This is a genomic window from Cohnella sp. GCM10027633 (assembly GCF_042675445.1).
GTDB lineage: Bacteria > Bacillota > Bacilli > Paenibacillales > Paenibacillaceae > Cohnella.
This window is the reverse complement of sequence record NZ_JBHTGV010000007.1, coordinates 21,363-37,631: the sequence shown is the minus strand read 5'-3', so window position 1 is coordinate 37,631 and position 16,269 is coordinate 21,363. Positions and strand designations below refer to the sequence as shown.

Below are 16,269 nucleotides of genomic sequence, written 5' to 3'. Positions count from 1 at the left end.
CAATGAAGAAGAAACAGAAGAAGGGAGGGGCGCGACGGGAGAGGATAAGCGGATCGCTCGAGGGAGAGAAGGTACTGCCAATCTACCGCGTAAAGGAGTCTTGTCATGTTATCGAAAAAGCTCGGATCATTCATCGTCGCGTTGTTGCTCGCCTTCACGCTGCTCTCGCCCGCCGCGTTCCCGGACCGGGCCGTCGCCGCGCCCGCGTTCGCCAAGGGAGCCGACATCAGCTGGATCGCCGGAATGGAAGCCCAAGGCTACAAGTGGAAAGACAAGAACGGCGTGCAGCGCGACATCATCGACATTCTGAAGAACGACTACCAGATCAACTCGGTGCGCATCCGCGTCTTCGTCAATCCGTCGAGCAACTACGGCAACGGCTACATGAACAAGGATCGCGCAGCCGCCCTCGCGCAACGGGCGAAGAACGCCGGCATGAGCGTCATGCTGACGCTCCATTACAGCGATTCGTGGGCGGACCCCGGCAAGCAGACGAAGCCGGCCGCATGGTCGGGCTATACGTTCCAGCAGCTGATGGACGCCGTCTGGAACCATACCCGCGACGTCATGACCGCGATGCAGAGCAAAGGCGTCACGCCGGACTGGGTGCAGATCGGCAACGAGACGAACGACGGCATGCTGTGGAACGACGGCAAGGCGTCGCTCAACATGAAGAACTACGCTTGGCTCGTCAACACGGGCCATAACGCCGTCAAGTCGATCTCGAGCGCCACGAAGACGATCGTCCATCTGGCGAACGGCTACGATAACGCCGTTTTCGTCTGGAACATCGGCGGACTCGTCGCGAACGGAGCAACGTTCGACATCATCGGCATGTCGCTGTATCCGTCGAGCTCCGACTGGTCATCAAAGGTGACCCAGACGATCAACAACGCCAACAACATGATCTCGCGCTACGGCAAGCCGATCATGATTACCGAGATCGGCATGGACTACAACCAACCGTCCGCGGCCAAGAGCTTCGTCTCCGACATCAAGACGAAGGTGCGGAACATCTCGAGCAGCCGAGGCCTCGGCGTCTTCTACTGGGAGCCGGCGGCAACGCCGGGGTACAACGGGGGTTATAACAAAGGCGCGTGGCAGGCTGACATGAAGCCGACGATCGCGCTGGAAGGGTTCTTGAACTAGCTCGCCTTGCTGTAAGAACAATAGACCGCATCCCCGTCTGAGGGAAGCGGTCTGTTGTTGCACGTTATTCAGCAAGCCTTCGAGAAATTAAGCCTCGTGGCTGAACTGCCATTCGATACCGAACTTGTCCGTCAAGCTGCCGTAACACTTGCTCCACGGAGTCTCTTGCAGTTCCATCTTCACCGCTAAGCTGTCTTCCTTAAGCTTCGCGAACGCCGCGCGGATCGCCGCCTCGTCGTTGCCGACGTAAGCGATCGTGAAGTTGTTGCCCGCCGTGAACGGCATGCCCGGGAAGTTGTCGGAGATCATCAGCTTGCCGCTGGCGATGTCGAGATAAGTATGCATGATCAGATTCGAGGCTTCGGACGGAATCTCGTCGGAATGGACCGACCCGTACGTCATCAAATGCGGTTCCGCAAGTCCGAACGCCTGCGCGTAATACAGCGCGGCTTCGCGCGCTTCGCCGTTGAAGATCAAGTAAGGATTCAGAGCCACTACAGTCACTCCTCTAATAGGTGGGTTGTCAGACGCTTCCAGTCTACCATAACCCGCCAAATAAAATCAAACGTATGTTCCCGTATCGAGATTACTCCGGCGGACGCGCCCCATCCGACCAATTAGCGTTACCACATAGCGTTATTCCGCCGCACGCACTCATTCCGACCAATTAGCGTTACCACACAGCGTTATTCCGGCGCTCGCACCCCATCCGACCAAATAGTGTTACCGCACGGCGTTATTCCGACGCATCCGTCCCGTCGCTCGTCGTCTCCCGCTCCGCTCGCAGCCGCACCGTCACAGTCGTGCCCTCGCCGAGCCGCGAGACGACGCTTAACCCGTACCCGTCTCCCGCGTACAGCTTAACGCGCTCGTTCACGTTATACAGCCCGTACGAGCTGCCCGTGCCGTCCGGCTTCGTCTCGGTCGGCGCCGACGTCAACAGCCTGCCCGCTTGCTCCTCGTCCATGCCGATGCCGTTGTCCGACACGGCGAAGACGAGATCTCCGCCCTCCTCGCGGGCGGAGACGACGATGCTGCCCTGTCGCCCCTTTGCCTTGCGAATGCCGTGCAGCAGCGCGTTCTCGACGATCGGCTGCAGCATCAGCTTCGGCATCCGGTACGCCTCGAGTCCCGGCTCGCAATCGATTCGGAAATCGAACGTATTCGGGAACCGGCTACGCTGGATCTCCAAGTACACTTCCGCCAGACGCAGCTCGTCCTCCACGCTGACGATAAGCTTCCCCTTATTCAAGCTAAGCCGGAAGTACTTCGCCAAGCCGTCGATCATCTGGCTGATGTCCGTCGCGCCCTTGCCGATCGCGATCCAGTTGATCGTATCGAGCGTGTTGTACAGGAAGTGCGGATTGATCTGCGCCTGCAGCGCGACGAGCTGCGCTTCCCGCTCTTGGATCTCCGCCTTGTACTTCTCTTCCACCAGAGTGCGCACCCGCAGCATCAGATGGTCGACCGTCCGCTCGAGCATATGGAAGTCGCCCGCCGCGGCCGGCAGCTCGTTCACGCTGTCCACGCCCCCGCGCCGGATAGCGGTCACGACGTGCTTCACCCGGCGGTTCATGCCCCGGACGATAATCGCCAGCAAGACGAACGGCAGTACAAGGAACAACGCGATATATTGCAACAACGACGTAATGCCGGAGATTTGCGTCAGTTTGACGGCGCGTTGCGACAGCTGGGACTCGGTGCCCTGCGCGACGAGCTTCCAGCCGGTCGGACCGACCGTCGTGAACATGACCTCGTTCGCGACGCCGTCCACCTCGACCTTGCCGTTACCTTCCACCGCTCCCTTCAGCAGCGACGTCAGCTCGGGCCCTACGTTAGCCCCGATCCGCTCGCGATCCTGGTGATAAGCGACGTGTCCCGCGGCGTCCACGAGATACACCTGGGTACCCGGCGAGAATTGAAGCTCGGTCAGAATATCCGATACCATCCGTTCCTTCACGTCGATCATCATAACGCCCGATACTTGATCGTAATGATCGGGATCCCGCAGCATGCGCGCGGCCGAGAAGATGCGGACGTCGCCGCCCTCCAGGAATTTCTCCTCGTAATCCCCCGTCCATACGATGCCGCCGTTCCCTTCGATAATCTCGGGATACCAAGGCCGGGTCATCAAGCTGTCGAGGGAGAAGAAGTTAATCCGCTCGCTCGCGTACAGCTTCGACTTGTTGACGAACAACCGGACATGGAAGACGTCGGAGTTCGTCTGCACCGTCTCGACGAGATCGCGCAGCTCCTTGATGACTTCCATCTGAATGCCGATCGACTTGTCGTCCTCGCGAACGGACAAGTACTGGTGCAGGTTAGCGTTCAAGAACGCCGCGTTGCTGATGTCCTCGATATGCTCGAGCCGGTACGACAGGTTGCTGCCCGCCTGCTTCAGCGTCTGCTGCATCGTCCGGACGACCTCGCTCTTCAGGATCGAAGCGTTGCGCTCGTAGAACCCGTATAATATGATGCAAGCCGGAACGCCGATGAGAAGAAGGTACGCCAACAGCCATTGCCGCGGAATCGAGATCCGGCGTACGAGGCGACGAAGCGCGCCGGGACTAGCAGTCCGACGCGCAGAAGAGAATTTCGGTTTAGGCATAGTTGTCGCGATACACGCTTGGCGTGACTCCCGTTATTTTCTTGAACAGCTTCGTGAAGTAGCTCGGGTCCGTGTACCCGATCGCATAGCAGATATCGTACAGCTTATACTGCGGATCGCGAAGCATCTCCTTCGCGCGGTCCATTCGCACCTGGGTCAAGTATTCGCCGACGGTCTGTCCCGTCTCCTGCTTGAACAGCAAGCTGACGTAAGTCGGCGTCAGGAACACTTCCTTGCCGATCTCGGCCACGGTCAAGTCGCCGTCGGCGTATTTCGCGTCGATAATGGCGCGGACCCGCTCGACGACGCCAGCCATCTTGCCCGCGCGCTTCTCGCGAATGCGCTCGCAGGCGCCCAATAAGTGCGACTCGATCAACTGGCGCATGTCTCCGAGCGTCTCCTGCTCGAACAGCGCCTCCCAGATGCGGGATTCCGCCGAATCGGCTTCGGACGACTGCGCGTTCAACTCCATCAAGAGCTGGCCGGCCGACAGGACAATCTGCAAGCAGACGTTGCGGCCGTACTTCAGCCCGTCGCGACGGTTGCGCAGCAGGTCCTCGAACAGCGCGTCGAGCGCTTCCCGCAGCTTATCCGCATCCGCGGCCTTCAGCGCCGACATCAATTGCTCGTTATCGTCCTGTTCGTACCGGTTCATGCCGCCCGTCTCGGCATCCGCTTGCTCGAGGCTATCCATCGTAATGATCCGGTTCTTGCCCAAGTACCACTTATAATCGGCCGCCTCGCGCGCCTGCCTGTACGATTGGGCAAGTCCGGACAAGCCGTCGGCCCGTTCGCCGATGCCGATCGTGACGCCGATCTTCAGCCACCGCTCCAAGTTGTCCCGGATGTCGCCGGCCAGCGCGTACAACGCCTCCGCGGCGTCGGCCGTCGCCTCGTCTTCCTCGCGCGGGCGCAGGATGCCGACGAATTCGCCGGAGAGGTGTTCGACGGCGTAGCCCGCCATATGACGGTCGACCAGCTCCTGGCAGACGTTCTGAATCGAGTACCAGAGCAACTGAAGATCGTGCTCGGTGCGGGAAGCGATAATGTCCGCCATATTGTCGACGGATACGACGATCGTCCAGTACGAAGCGTCTTCCGGCAAGTCGAGCCCCAGGAATTCGAGACGCTCCGGCACGCTCATCTTGCGGACGCTGCCCTCGATGAGCGACAACAAGAACTTCTCGCGGAGCAGCGGCATGCTCTCCAGCAGCTTCACGCGCGCTTCCGCGCTGCGTTGCTGCTCGGTCCGCTCCGCGTCCAATTCTGCGACGACGCGCTTGATGACCTCGCCCAGCTCCTGCAAGTTCACCGGCTTGAAGATGTAGTCCACCGCGCTGACCTTAAGCGCCGACTTCAAGTATTCCGCGTCGTCATGACCGCTGACGAAGACGATCTTCGCCCGCGGGAATCGCTCGGATACATGCCGCGACAGGGTGATTCCGTCCATGTTCGGCATGCGAACGTCCGTCAGGATAAGATCGGGCGGCGACCGCTCGATCATCTCGAGCGCGACGTCTCCGTCGTCCGCCTCCCCCATCACCTCGATGCCGAACGAAGTCCAGTCGAAGTAAGCGCCCAAGCCCATTCGTACCGTCGGTTCATCGTCCACGATCAGCAGTTTATACATCGCTCGCCATCCTCCTCCGAACCGGGCCGTTCCGCAGCCGAAGCTCGCTTATTTCTTAAACCTCACACCCTGATGTTCCAACACGGCGTGCAATTTGTCCATGTCAACATTCTCCATCTTCGTTCCGCCGTCGAGCGAGAGCGCCGCCGCGATGCCGGCCGCTTGGCCGAGCGCGTAGCAAGTCGCCTGCACGCGCATCGAGGACATCGCCACGTGCGACGCGGAGATCGAGCGCCCCGCCACGAGCAGGTTATCCACCTTCGCCGATACCATGCAGCGATACGGAATATCGTAGCCGTCGATCTTCCGTTCGTCGGTCGTCTTCTTCGCGTCCGGGCTATGGATGTCGATCTCGTAGTTCGTCTGCGCGACGACGTCCGGGAATCGCGCGCCGGTCAGCAGGTCCTGCTCCGTCAACGTATAGAGGCCTTCGATCTGGTTCGTCTCGCGGACGCCCGTCTGCGGCGCGATGTGCGTCAGCGCGTACGTCTCGAAGCCCGTCTTCTGCAAGTAGTAGGCGATCGAGAACACCTGCTTCAATGCTTCCGTCTCCGCGTAGTTCACGTCCGCGATCTTTGCGCCGTTCGCCTTCACGCGCGACATGTTGACGAGCAGCGAGCCGTCGCCGTTGTGTTCCCAATACAGTCTGCGGCCTTGCGGCAGATCGGATACTTCCTTGTATTCGTAACAGCCTTCCGGCAAGTAAGTCTTCACCGGCTTGCCCGTATTCTGCATCGTGAACATGAGCGTCATCGGCTGCGTCAAGCCGTCTTCTTCCCGCCCCGTGCGGTACGACACGCCGGCGTCGATCGCGACCCGAGCGTCTCCCGTGCAATCGATGAATCGCTCGCCCTCGAACGCCTTCAGTCCTTCCCGCGTGGAGACGATGACCGCCTTGATGCGGCCGCCTTCCGCGATCGTGCCGACGAACTCGCAATGGTAGAACACGTCCACGTTCTCTCTCTTCATCTTCTCGTTCAGATAGTGTCTAAGGGCAAAAGGCGAATACTGCGGCGCGATCGAATCGTCATGGCTCGGCGGCAACGAATCGGCCAGCATCTCGGCGATCAGCTCGCGGTAGATGCCGGTCGTGTTGCCGATCGGCATGAACACGCTGACGTTGCCGATCGTGCCCATGCCGCCGAGCTGCGCGGTCTTCTCGAGCAGAGCGACCTTCTTGCCGCAGCGCGCCGCGCTGATCGCGGCCGCCGTGCCCGCCGGTCCGCCCCCGATTACGACGACGTCCGCCTTCAGATAAGTCTCGACTTTGCGTTCGAACGAATAGTTCCCCATGATGTTATCCTCCCATGACAAGGGAGCGGCGAGCTCCATGAACAGAACCGCCGCCCGCTATGTTGTTTTATTTGGTCGCCCGGTACCACTCGTTGACTTCTTTCGAAGCCGCTTCCGCGCCCGTCGCCTTGTATTTCTCTTGGAACGAGGCCAGATTGTCGATCGAATCCGCGCCGGCGATCGTTCGAACGGTGAATTCGGCGACCATCGTCTCGAGCTGCAGGTTCGTCTTCGCGTATTGCGGCATGTAAGGAGCCTTGCCGAGCTTGTTCTGAATTTTCACTTCGGCAGACTGCTTGTTGTTGAGCGCGTCGAACGCTTCGAACATGACCGGGTTCTTGCGAACGCGCGCCTGCCAGTACAGCGGGTATTGCTTCTCGTCCGCGCCGGCCAAGTAGTTGTTCGCCAGGTTGCGCTCGTCGTTGAAGATCGGCAGAATCGGCACGAACGCGCCGTTCTCGACTTTATGGTGCGTGCCTTCCACGCCGATCGCCACTTCCTTGAACGTCGCGGGCTCCATGCTGGCATTGATCCACTTCACCGCTTCTTCCGCGTTCTTCGCGGCTTTCGGAACGAACGTCAGACGGTCGAAGCCCGCGTTGGCCGCGAATCCGCTCTTGCCCGCCGGGCCCTTCAGCGCCGGAACGTAGGCGAACTTCGCGTCCGGAACGACCTTCGTCAGCGCGTCGCTCAGCGCCGGAATGTCGGCCCAGTGAACGACGATCGCTCCGGCTTTGCCGCTGGAGAACTTCTCCTTCGCGGTCGCGTCCTTGTTCACGACGAACTCCTTGTCGAGCAGGCCTTGCTTATACCAATTGCCGAGGTAGGCAACGTAATCCTTGTATTGCGGATCGAGCACGCGCGGCACGAGTTGGCCGTCGATATCGTTCCACGTGTTCGGCATGCCGAAGGCGCCTACGATATTGTCGAGCATCGCCAGATCGCCCTTGATCGTCAGCGGCACGTTCTGGTCGCCGTTGCCGGCCGGATCCTTATCCTTGAACGCTTGCAGCACGGCCGTCAACTCGTCGGTCGTCGTCGGCATCTGCATGCCGACCTTCTCCAGCCAGTCCGTGCGGATTAGCACGCTCATTCCGAGCTCGTACGTGACGGACACCGGAATCGCGTAGATCTTCCCGTTAACCTTCAGCGCGTCGAACGATTGCTGCGAGATGCCGGCTTTGATGTTCGGGCCGTATTGCTCGATGAGCGGCGTCAGATCGGTCAACGCGCCTTTCTGCGCGTAGTCGGAGTAGAGCGCCAAGTCCGGCAGCATCGTGACGAGGTCGTACGCTTCGCCTGAAGCCATGATGAGGTTGAGCTTCTCCGCCCACTTGTCCTGCGGGAGCATGTCGTATTGCACCTTATAGCCCGTCTTCTCTTCCAGAAGCTTGCCTACCGGATACGTGTTGTAATCTTCCCCCTGCCAGACGTCCAGACGCTTCAGGTTCGGCTTATCTTCGTTCGGAGCCGAGGCCGAGGCGCTGCCCGACGCGGCCGTGCTCGACGCCGCCGGAGCGGCGTTCCCGCCGTTATCGTTGTTGGAACCGCAAGCGGCCAGTGCCGAGGCAAGCAGCGTTGCTATTGCGCTAACTTTGAGTGCTTTCGATACGTTTGCCATGCTAGACCCTCCCAAGAGTGTAGTATATATCATTAATCTCCCGACGATGTGAAGGAAGAGTTAATGCGAGCGAACGCGGAACTTCGAATTACCCTTTGACCGAACCGATCAATACGCCTTTGATAAAATATTTCTGAAGGAACGGGTACACGAGCAGGATCGGTATCGTCGAGGCGATTACCGTTGCCGAGCGGACGGCCTCCGCCGGCACGTTCATGATGTCGTCCGCGCTTTGGTTAAGAGCCGAGGACGTATCCGCGTTCATGACGATGTCCTGCAAGTACAGCTGCAGCGGCTTGAGCGACGTGCTGTTGATGTAGAGCATCGGGTTGAAGTAGTCGTTCCAGAACGACACCGCGTAGAACAACCCGACCGTGGCGAGCACGGGGCCGCTGAGCGGCAGGACGATCCGGAACAGAATCGCGTAGTTGCGCGCTCCCTCGAGCTTGGCGGACTCCTCCAGACTTTCGGGCAAGCTCTCGAAGTAGCTTTTGACGACTAGCATATTGAACACGCTGATGAGAGCGGGATAGATGAGCGAGCCGAGATCGTTAATGAGACCGAGCTGGCGGATGAGCAGGTAGTTCGGAATGATGCCGCCGCTGAACATCATCGTGAAGATGAACAGGATAATGATGACGCCCATGCCGGGCAGGTGCCGCTTCGATAGCGGATACGCGGTCAGCGCCGTCACGAGCAGCGAAGCGAGCGTGCCGATCGCCGTCACGACCGCCGAGATGAGCAGCGCGCGCAGGAACTGATCGTTCGTCACGACGAATTGCATCGTATCGAGCTGGAACCCTTTCGGGAAAATCCCGACCTTGCCGGACGTGATCGCCCACTCTTCGCTGATCGACTTCGACAGCACGTTGGCGAACGGAAGCAGCGTCGCCAGACCGTACAGAATCAAGAAGACGTAGATGCCTCCGTCGAGCACGTAATCTCCTAATGTTTTGCCGCGCATAACGTTTCGCCCCCTCTACCAGATGCTGCGCCCTAGGAATTTTTTGCTCATGGCGTTACCGATGACGATGAGCAGGAAGCCGACCGCGGAGTTGAACAGTCCGACCGCCGTGCTGAAGCTGTAATCCTGCTGGCCGAGGCCCATTCGGTACACGTAAGTGCCGATGACGTCGCCGGTGTCGTAGACGAGCGGGTTGTACATCGTCAGAATTTGCTCCGTGCCGGCTTCGAGCAGGTTGCCTATCCGCAGGATGAGCATGAGAATGATCGTCGGCATGATGCCCGGAAGCGTGATGGAGATCATCTGCCGGATGCGTCCGGCGCCGTCGATGGCGGCCGCCTCGTACTGCTCCTGCTCGATGCCCGCGATCGCCGCGATGAAGATGATGGCGTTCCAGCCGATTTCCTTCCAGCCCGCCGTGAACACGGTGACGCTGCGGAACCAGTCGTTGCTCGACAGGAAGGAGATCGGTTCGCCGCCGAGCGCGCGGATCGCTTCGTTCACGAGACCGCCGGCCGGCGACAGGATGTTGACGAACAATCCGGAGATGATGACCCAGGATAGAAAATGCGGCAAGTAGATGATCGTCTGGATCGTCCGCTTGAAGAACATCCGCCTGACCTCGTTCAGGACGAGCGCGACGAAGATCGGAATCGGGAACAGGATGACGATCTTGTAGAGACTGATCAGCAGCGTGTTCGTCAGCACCCGGAAGAAGTCGTCGGAGTGCATCAACTTCTCGAACTGATCCAGGCCGACCCACTCGCTGCCGCCGATCCCGCCGAAAATATTAAAGTCCTGGAACGCGATGACGATGCCGTACATCGGCGTGTATTTGAACAAGAATAGAAAGACGAGACCGGGGATGAGCAGCAAATACAAATCCCAGTTGCTTCGGACCAGCTTCCAACGACGAGCGGTATTCATTCGCCATCACCTTCTTCTCTGTCTGTTGTGTCTCTAATTGTAGTGAACGCCGGCCGGCGTCTGTAGAAGGCAATCCTTCGATTTCTGGTGCTTTTGTATAGAATGAAGACGATTCGAAGACAACGCGAAAAAGGAGCCCCGAAGGGCTCCCATGGATAGACGCGGTCTCGTTACTTCACGATCAATACCGGACAAGGCGCGTGCTGGGCGACGGAATGGCTGACGCTGCCGAGCAGAATCTCGGACACGAGCCCGACGCCGCGGCTGCCGATGACGATCAGGTCCATGCCGCGGTCGCGCGCGGTATCGTTCACGATGCTCGCCGGATCGCCGTTCGCGACCAGCGTATCGAATTCGATGCCGGAATCCTGCAGCTTGTCCGTGGCATCCATGACGACCCGCCTGCCTTCTTCCGCCAATATGCTGCTCACGTCGATGATCGCGGGCTCGATGAACACCGGGGCATGGTCGACATGGAGCACCGTCAAGCGCACGTTCCGGCTCAAGCTTCTCACAAGATCGATCGCATGGTCCAGCGCGCGATCCGCCTGCTGCGACCCGTCTACGGGAACTAGAATATGGTTGTACATCGTTAACGCCTCCTTGTAAGAACTGCATTTATGAAGTACTTACCCCGACATTGAATCCGCCAACCGCTTGTGCCACAATACAGAAGGATGCATTTTACCATGTCGTGTCACGTCAACATTCTACTATTGGAGGTACATAGAACATGAGAACGATCAAGCTAGGCACGAGCTCGCTCGAAGTTCCCGTCGTCGCGGTCGGCTGCATGCGCATCAATTCGTTGGACAAGCAGCAAGCGGAGAAGTTCGTGAAGACGTCGCTCGAGCTCGGCGCGAACTTCTTCGAGCACGCGGACATTTACGGCGCCGGCAAGTGCGAGGAGATCTTCGCGGACGCGATCCAGATGAGCCCGAGCGTGCGCGATCAGGTCATCCTGCAATCGAAGTGCGGCATTCGCCCGGACAAAGGCATGTTCGACTTCTCCAAGGAGCACATCCTGAACTCGGTCGACAACATCCTGAAGCGTCTGAAGACCGAGTACTTGGACGTGCTGCTTCTGCACCGTCCGGACACGCTCGTCGAGCCGGAGGAAGTGGCGGAAGCGTTCGATAAGCTGGAGAGCTCGGGCAAAGTACGCCACTTCGGCGTATCGAACCAGAATCCGATGCAAATCGAGCTGCTGAAGAAATCCGTGAAGCAGCCGCTCGTCGCCAACCAGCTGCAGCTGTCCATCACGAACGCGACGATGATCTCCCAAGGCTTCAACGTGAACATGGAGAACGGCCCGGCGGTGAACCGCGACGGCAGCGTGCTCGACTACTGCCGCTTGAACGACATCACGATCCAACCTTGGTCGCCGTTCCAATACGGCTGGTTCGAAGGTCCGTTCCTCGGCAACAACGAGAAGTTCCCGGCGCTTAACGCCAAGATCGACGAGATCGCGGCGAAGTACGGCGTCACCAACACGACGATTGCCGTCGCATGGCTGCTCCGCCATCCGGCGAACATGCAGCCGGTCATCGGCACGATGAACCTCGAGCGCCTCGCCGACTGCTGCAAAGCCGCCGACGTACGGCTCACGCGCGAAGAGTGGTACGACATCTTCCGCTCCGCGGGCAACGTGCTGCCGTAACCGTTTATACGAACTTCGGCGAAGCCGAAATCAAGAGCATTCCCGGGAGACCCCGGGGATGCTCTTTTTTTATCGAGCTTCGGGGTAATTCCTCCTGAATTGCCAAATAATAAACATCGACCGATTCCGAACCGACCGGTGGTGAACGACCGATGCCCTTCCTGAGAAGGCACCATAAACCAAAAAGCAAGCAGCCTCCCGCAACGCCGGACCAATCTCTGGACCAATGCCGGCACGAGCTGCTCGGCGAAGATCTGGAGAAGTCGATCGCATTCATCGACGGCTTGCTCGGCATGAACGACGATTACGTCAAGCGGCGGTTCCACGTCTTCGGCAGCCGTCCCGCAGCGATGTTCTATTACGCTAACATGGTGGACCAGACGCTCGTGAACGCGCAAGTCTTGAAGCCTCTCATGTACGCGCCGCCGCACTTGAAGGACGAGTTCATAGAGACCGAGCGGCTGCTCGAAGTGCTGCTCAACGACTCGTTGTACCATACCGCGGGGGAATCTGAGCAACGTCTTGCATCCCTCGTCGACGGCATCTTGAAAGGGAATACCGTCGTGCTCGTCGACGGCCTGGACCGGGGATTATTGATCAATACCCGCAATATCGAGAAGAGATCGATCGATACGCCGGCGACGGAGCAAGTCATCCGCGGTCCTCGCGAAGGCTTCATCGAGCTGCTCGGAACGAACGTCTCCTTGCTCCGGTACCGGCTGCAGACGACCGACCTGCGGATCAGAACGACGGAGATCGGTAGGAAGACGAAGTCCAAGGTGGCGGTCTGTTACATGGATGGCATCGTCAACCCCGACTTGGTCGCGGAGGTGAACAAGCGCCTCTCCAAGATCGATATCGACGCGGTGTTGGATTCGGGGTACCTCGAACAATACATCGAAGACAACCATTACTCGCCGTTTCCGCAAGTGCAGTATACGGAACGGCCCGACAAGGTCGCCGCCAATCTCCTCGAGGGCAGGGTAGCCATTATGGTCGACGGCTCCCCGATGGCGTTACTCGTGCCGACCGTGTTCAATCAGTTCTACCAGACGGTCGAGGATTACACGGAGCGCTTCCTCCTCATGAGCGCGCTGCGCTTGGCCAGGCTGATCGCGCTAATGTTCTCGCTCGTGTTCCCGTCCTTATACGTCGCGATCATCTCGTTCAATCCGGAGCTCATTCCGACCGAATTCGCGGTCGCGGTCGCGGGCGGACGCGCCGGCGTCCCGTTCCCGGCCATCATCGAAGTGCTCGTCATCGAGATCTCGATGGAGGTGCTGCGGGAGGCGACGATCCGCCTGCCCCAGCAGGTCGGCGGGGCGCTGTCCATCGTCGGCGTGCTCGTCGTCGGCCAAGCGGCCGTCGCGGCCGGATTCGCCAGCCCCATCACGGTCGTCATCATCGCGCTGACGACGATCGGCTCGTTCGCCACCCCGGCGTACAACGCGGCGCTTGCCCTGAGGCTGCTTCGATTCCCGCTGATCGTCATGGCGGGCATCTTCGGCCTGTACGGCGTCATGATCGGCCTGATCGTCATCGCGAACCATCTGCTCTCCTTGAAGTCGTTCGGAGTTCCCTACATGTCCCCGCTCGTACCCGGCAACTTCGAAGGGATGAAGGATACGGCCATACGCGGTCCGCTATCGTGGATGAAGAGAAGACCGTCCTTCCTGTTCCCGCTCGATTCGACTCGGGTCGGAGAGGCCGACGCCGATCCTAACGGGAATTCCGGCAGCCCGCTCGATCCGATGAAGTTCAAGGAAGAACGAAAGGAGCCTCCGGAATGAAAGATGAGAGGCAAATTACCGCGATACAGAGCGCGGCGATACTCGTCAGCACCATCATCGGCGTCGGCGTTCTCCCCCTGCCTTTGTTCGCCGTGCGGGCGGGGGGCTCCGGCGCTCCGATGGTTACGCTGCTTGGCGTCCTGCTCGGCTTCCTCGGCCTGTCGCTCATCGCGATCCTCGGGATGCGATTCCCGGGCAAGTCGATCACGCAATACGGCCAGGACATACTGGGCAAGTGGCCCGGACGAATCGGAAGCGTTCTCGTGATCGCGTACTTCGCCGTCCTCTGCTCCCTGACCGCCAGAGAATTCGGCGAAGTCGTCATCACGGCGGTCTTGACGAAGACGCCGTTGGAAGTGACGGTCATCGTCATGCTTTTGCTGGCCGCCATCGCGACGCGCAATACGATCACGACGTTCGCGTACATCCATCATTTTTACTTTCCGTTGCTGTTGTTCCCCGTGCTGCTGATCGTCGCGTTGTCCTTGAAGAATGCGGATGCCATCAATCTCCAGCCGATATGGGGGAACGACCCGCTCGGCACGCCGGCGATGTGGGGAGGCCTATTGACGATCGCGGCGCTGTTCCAAGGCTCCTTCGTGATGACGACGGTCATTCCGGCGATGCGCCGCCCGGAGAAGGCGCTCGCGGCGGGCGCATGGGCGATGCTGATCGCGGGAGGGCTGTACGTCATCATCGTGGCGGCGACGGTCGGCGTGTTCGGCTCGGAGGAGACGAAGAACCTGCTCTGGCCGACGCTCGAGCTGGCCAAGACGACCTCGCTGCCCGCGAACGTGCTGGAACGACTGGACGCGGCCTTCCTGGCCGTATGGGTCACCGCGGTGTTCACGACGCTGTTCTCGAGCTACTTCTTCACCATCAAGGAGACGAGCAAGCTGCTGCGCCTGCGCGATCACAAGATGTTCTCGTTCTTCCTTCTGCCGATCATCTACTTCATGGCCATGCTGCCGCAGAGCATTCTTCACATGTACGAGATCATCCAGGACTTCGGGCGTATCGGACTGATCCTTACGATTGTCTACCCGGGGCTGCTGCTCGTCGTCGCCGTTCTGCGCGGAACCAAGGAGGCCGCTTGAATGAGTAATTTCGTCTCCGGGGCGTCTTGGGCACGCTCGGCGAAGCTGTTGTTCGTCCTTCTCTTATCGGCGCCGGCGCTCGGCGGTTGCTGGGACCGGCTCGAGATCGAGGAGCGCGCGGTCGTGCTCGGCATATCCGTCGACACGGCCTCTCAGCAAGCGGAGGTGAAGGAGGCCGAGGTGTCCCATCTGTCCGGGGCATTCTCCGCGCCCGAACCGAACTTGATCCGAGTCGCTGCGCAGATCGCGCTGCCCGGCCGCATACCGCTCGGCCCCGGGGAAGGAGGCGGCGGCGGGAAAGGCGGCTCAGAGTCGACGGTATGGGTTATCGACGTGGTCGGCCACTCGATCGACGACGCGCTCATGAATTTGCAGCAGCAAATCTCGGGCAGGCTGTTCTTCGGTCATCTGCGGGTCATCGTCGTGTCCGAAGCGGTGGCCAAACGCGGACTGGAGAATTTGAACGACTATCTTCGGCGCAATTCGGAAGTGCGAAGAATGGCCTGGATGCTGATCGCCAAGGGAAACGCGCTCAAGCTGATAAAGGCCGCGCCCGAGCTGGAGCGAGTGCCCGCGCTGTACTTGTTGTCCACGATGGACAGCGCCGTGAAGCTCGGGAAGTTCCCGGTGAACTACGTCGGCATGTTCTGGAGCAACGCGGCGAAGAAGGGACAGGAAGGTTTCCTGCCGTACGTCGAGATCAAGCCCAAGCAGAACGTCGAGATCAGCGGCATGGCGTACTTCAAGAACGACAAGATGGTCGGCTCGACGAAGCCGTTCGAGATCGCGGCTTATATGGCCGTCAAAGGGCTGAATCCCGCCGGTTACCGGGGGTTCGTGCAAGCCGAAGAACCCTCGGAGACGGTCATGGTGTACGCGACCTCCCGCAAGTCCGTGATCGAGACGAGCATCCGGGACGGCGTTCCGCACATCCGCGTATCGATCTTCACCGAGATTAACCTGGAGGAGAAGGTCAGCGAGCAATTCTCGGTAGACACAGCCGATTTTCTCCGGGAGATCGAGGCGAAAAACCGCAAAGCGCTGGTCTCCGCAAGCGAGAAACTCATCGAGGAGACGCAGAAGACGAAGACCGATATATTCGGCTTCGGCGAATACGTGCGGGCCAAGCATCCGAGATTCTGGCGTCAACAGGTCAAGTCCAAAGATGGCTGGCAAGAGCTGTACCCTCGCATCGAGATCGAAGTCGTCGCCAATTCCAAGGTTCGCCGGATCGGCATGAAGGCGAAATAACGCCGCGCGGCATGAAGGAGGAATTCCCATGGAATGGATCGGATATACCGGTTCGGCCGGTTACGTCGCGCCGATGTGGATCCTCTCGGGTCTGTTTATCCTATTGCTCGAGAAGAAGGGGTACTCGCGCATGAATATGCGCAGGGAGATGAAGGCGACCGGCCTCTTGGGGTGGCTGAACCTCGCGGCCGGCGTATTGTTCTACGTCGGCAACCGTTTTTTGCTCCATTGATCGACAGTATCCGTCCGGCGAAAGCAAAGAAGAATAGGCAGTCCTTG

14 protein-coding genes are annotated in these 16,269 nt (G+C 59.6%); 6 read left to right on the top strand and 8 right to left on the bottom strand.

Annotated elements, in window-relative coordinates:
• Positions 1–105 precede the first annotated feature (105 nt).
• A complete protein-coding gene (locus ACFQZG_RS16885) occupies positions 106–1,149 on the top strand; it encodes a glycoside hydrolase family 53 protein (RefSeq protein ID WP_378154558.1) in 1,044 nt (347 codons plus the stop codon).
• Positions 1,150–1,236: 87 nt separating this feature from the next.
• Here ACFQZG_RS16885 and ACFQZG_RS16880 read toward each other — a convergent pair whose 3' ends face one another.
• From ACFQZG_RS16880 to ACFQZG_RS16845, 8 genes are all read right to left on the bottom strand, one after another.
• Positions 1,237–1,644, bottom strand: coding sequence for a VOC family protein (locus tag ACFQZG_RS16880; RefSeq protein WP_378154556.1), 408 nt, complete (start codon positions 1,642–1,644; stop codon positions 1,237–1,239).
• A 241-nt stretch (positions 1,645–1,885) separates the two neighbouring features.
• Complete coding sequence (locus ACFQZG_RS16875; RefSeq protein WP_378154554.1) at positions 1,886–3,661, bottom strand: cache domain-containing sensor histidine kinase; 1,776 nt, start codon at positions 3,659–3,661, stop codon at positions 1,886–1,888.
• 88 nt (positions 3,662–3,749) lie between these two features.
• Positions 3,750–5,387 (bottom strand): response regulator, encoded by a 1,638-nt coding sequence (locus ACFQZG_RS16870; RefSeq protein ID WP_378154552.1) that lies wholly within the window; start codon positions 5,385–5,387, stop codon positions 3,750–3,752.
• A gap of 48 nt (positions 5,388–5,435) precedes the next feature.
• On the bottom strand, positions 5,436–6,680 hold the full coding sequence (locus tag ACFQZG_RS16865) for an FAD-dependent oxidoreductase (protein ID WP_378154550.1): 1,245 nt from the start codon (positions 6,678–6,680) through the stop codon (positions 5,436–5,438).
• A gap of 67 nt (positions 6,681–6,747) precedes the next feature.
• Positions 6,748–8,301 (bottom strand): extracellular solute-binding protein, encoded by a 1,554-nt coding sequence (locus ACFQZG_RS16860; RefSeq protein WP_378154548.1) that lies wholly within the window; start codon positions 8,299–8,301, stop codon positions 6,748–6,750.
• 88 nt (positions 8,302–8,389) lie between these two features.
• Positions 8,390–9,265: a carbohydrate ABC transporter permease gene (locus ACFQZG_RS16855; protein WP_378154546.1), complete on the bottom strand. Its 876-nt coding sequence runs from the start codon at positions 9,263–9,265 to the stop codon at positions 8,390–8,392.
• 15 nt (positions 9,266–9,280) lie between these two features.
• Positions 9,281–10,192, bottom strand: a complete 912-nt coding sequence (locus ACFQZG_RS16850; protein WP_378154545.1) for an ABC transporter permease — start codon at positions 10,190–10,192, stop codon at positions 9,281–9,283.
• 170 nt (positions 10,193–10,362) lie between these two features.
• The gene (locus ACFQZG_RS16845; protein WP_378154543.1) at positions 10,363–10,782 is read right to left on the bottom strand and encodes a universal stress protein; all 420 of its coding nucleotides are present in this window, start codon (positions 10,780–10,782) and stop codon (positions 10,363–10,365) included.
• A 143-nt stretch (positions 10,783–10,925) separates the two neighbouring features.
• Here ACFQZG_RS16845 and ACFQZG_RS16840 point away from each other — a divergent pair, with 143 nt between their 5' ends.
• The 5 genes from ACFQZG_RS16840 to ACFQZG_RS16820 all read left to right on the top strand — a co-directional run bounded on the left by ACFQZG_RS16840 (position 10,926) and on the right by ACFQZG_RS16820 (position 16,222).
• The gene (locus tag ACFQZG_RS16840; RefSeq protein ID WP_378154541.1) at positions 10,926–11,852 is read left to right on the top strand and encodes an aldo/keto reductase; all 927 of its coding nucleotides are present in this window, start codon (positions 10,926–10,928) and stop codon (positions 11,850–11,852) included.
• Positions 11,853–12,004: 152 nt separating this feature from the next.
• Entirely contained in the window at positions 12,005–13,642 is a 1,638-nt protein-coding gene (locus ACFQZG_RS16835) for a spore germination protein (RefSeq protein WP_378154539.1), read from the top strand.
• Positions 13,639–14,739 (top strand): GerAB/ArcD/ProY family transporter, encoded by a 1,101-nt coding sequence (locus ACFQZG_RS16830; RefSeq protein ID WP_378154537.1) that lies wholly within the window; start codon positions 13,639–13,641, stop codon positions 14,737–14,739. The genes ACFQZG_RS16835 and ACFQZG_RS16830 overlap by 4 nt, the downstream gene beginning before the upstream one ends.
• Positions 14,740–15,990 carry a Ger(x)C family spore germination protein gene (locus ACFQZG_RS16825; protein WP_378154535.1) on the top strand — a complete coding sequence of 417 codons (1,251 nt, stop codon included), beginning with the start codon at positions 14,740–14,742 and terminating at the stop codon, positions 15,988–15,990.
• A 28-nt stretch (positions 15,991–16,018) separates the two neighbouring features.
• The gene (locus ACFQZG_RS16820) at positions 16,019–16,222 is read left to right on the top strand and encodes a CLC_0170 family protein (RefSeq protein WP_378154534.1); all 204 of its coding nucleotides are present in this window, start codon (positions 16,019–16,021) and stop codon (positions 16,220–16,222) included.
• Positions 16,223–16,269 lie beyond the last annotated feature (47 nt).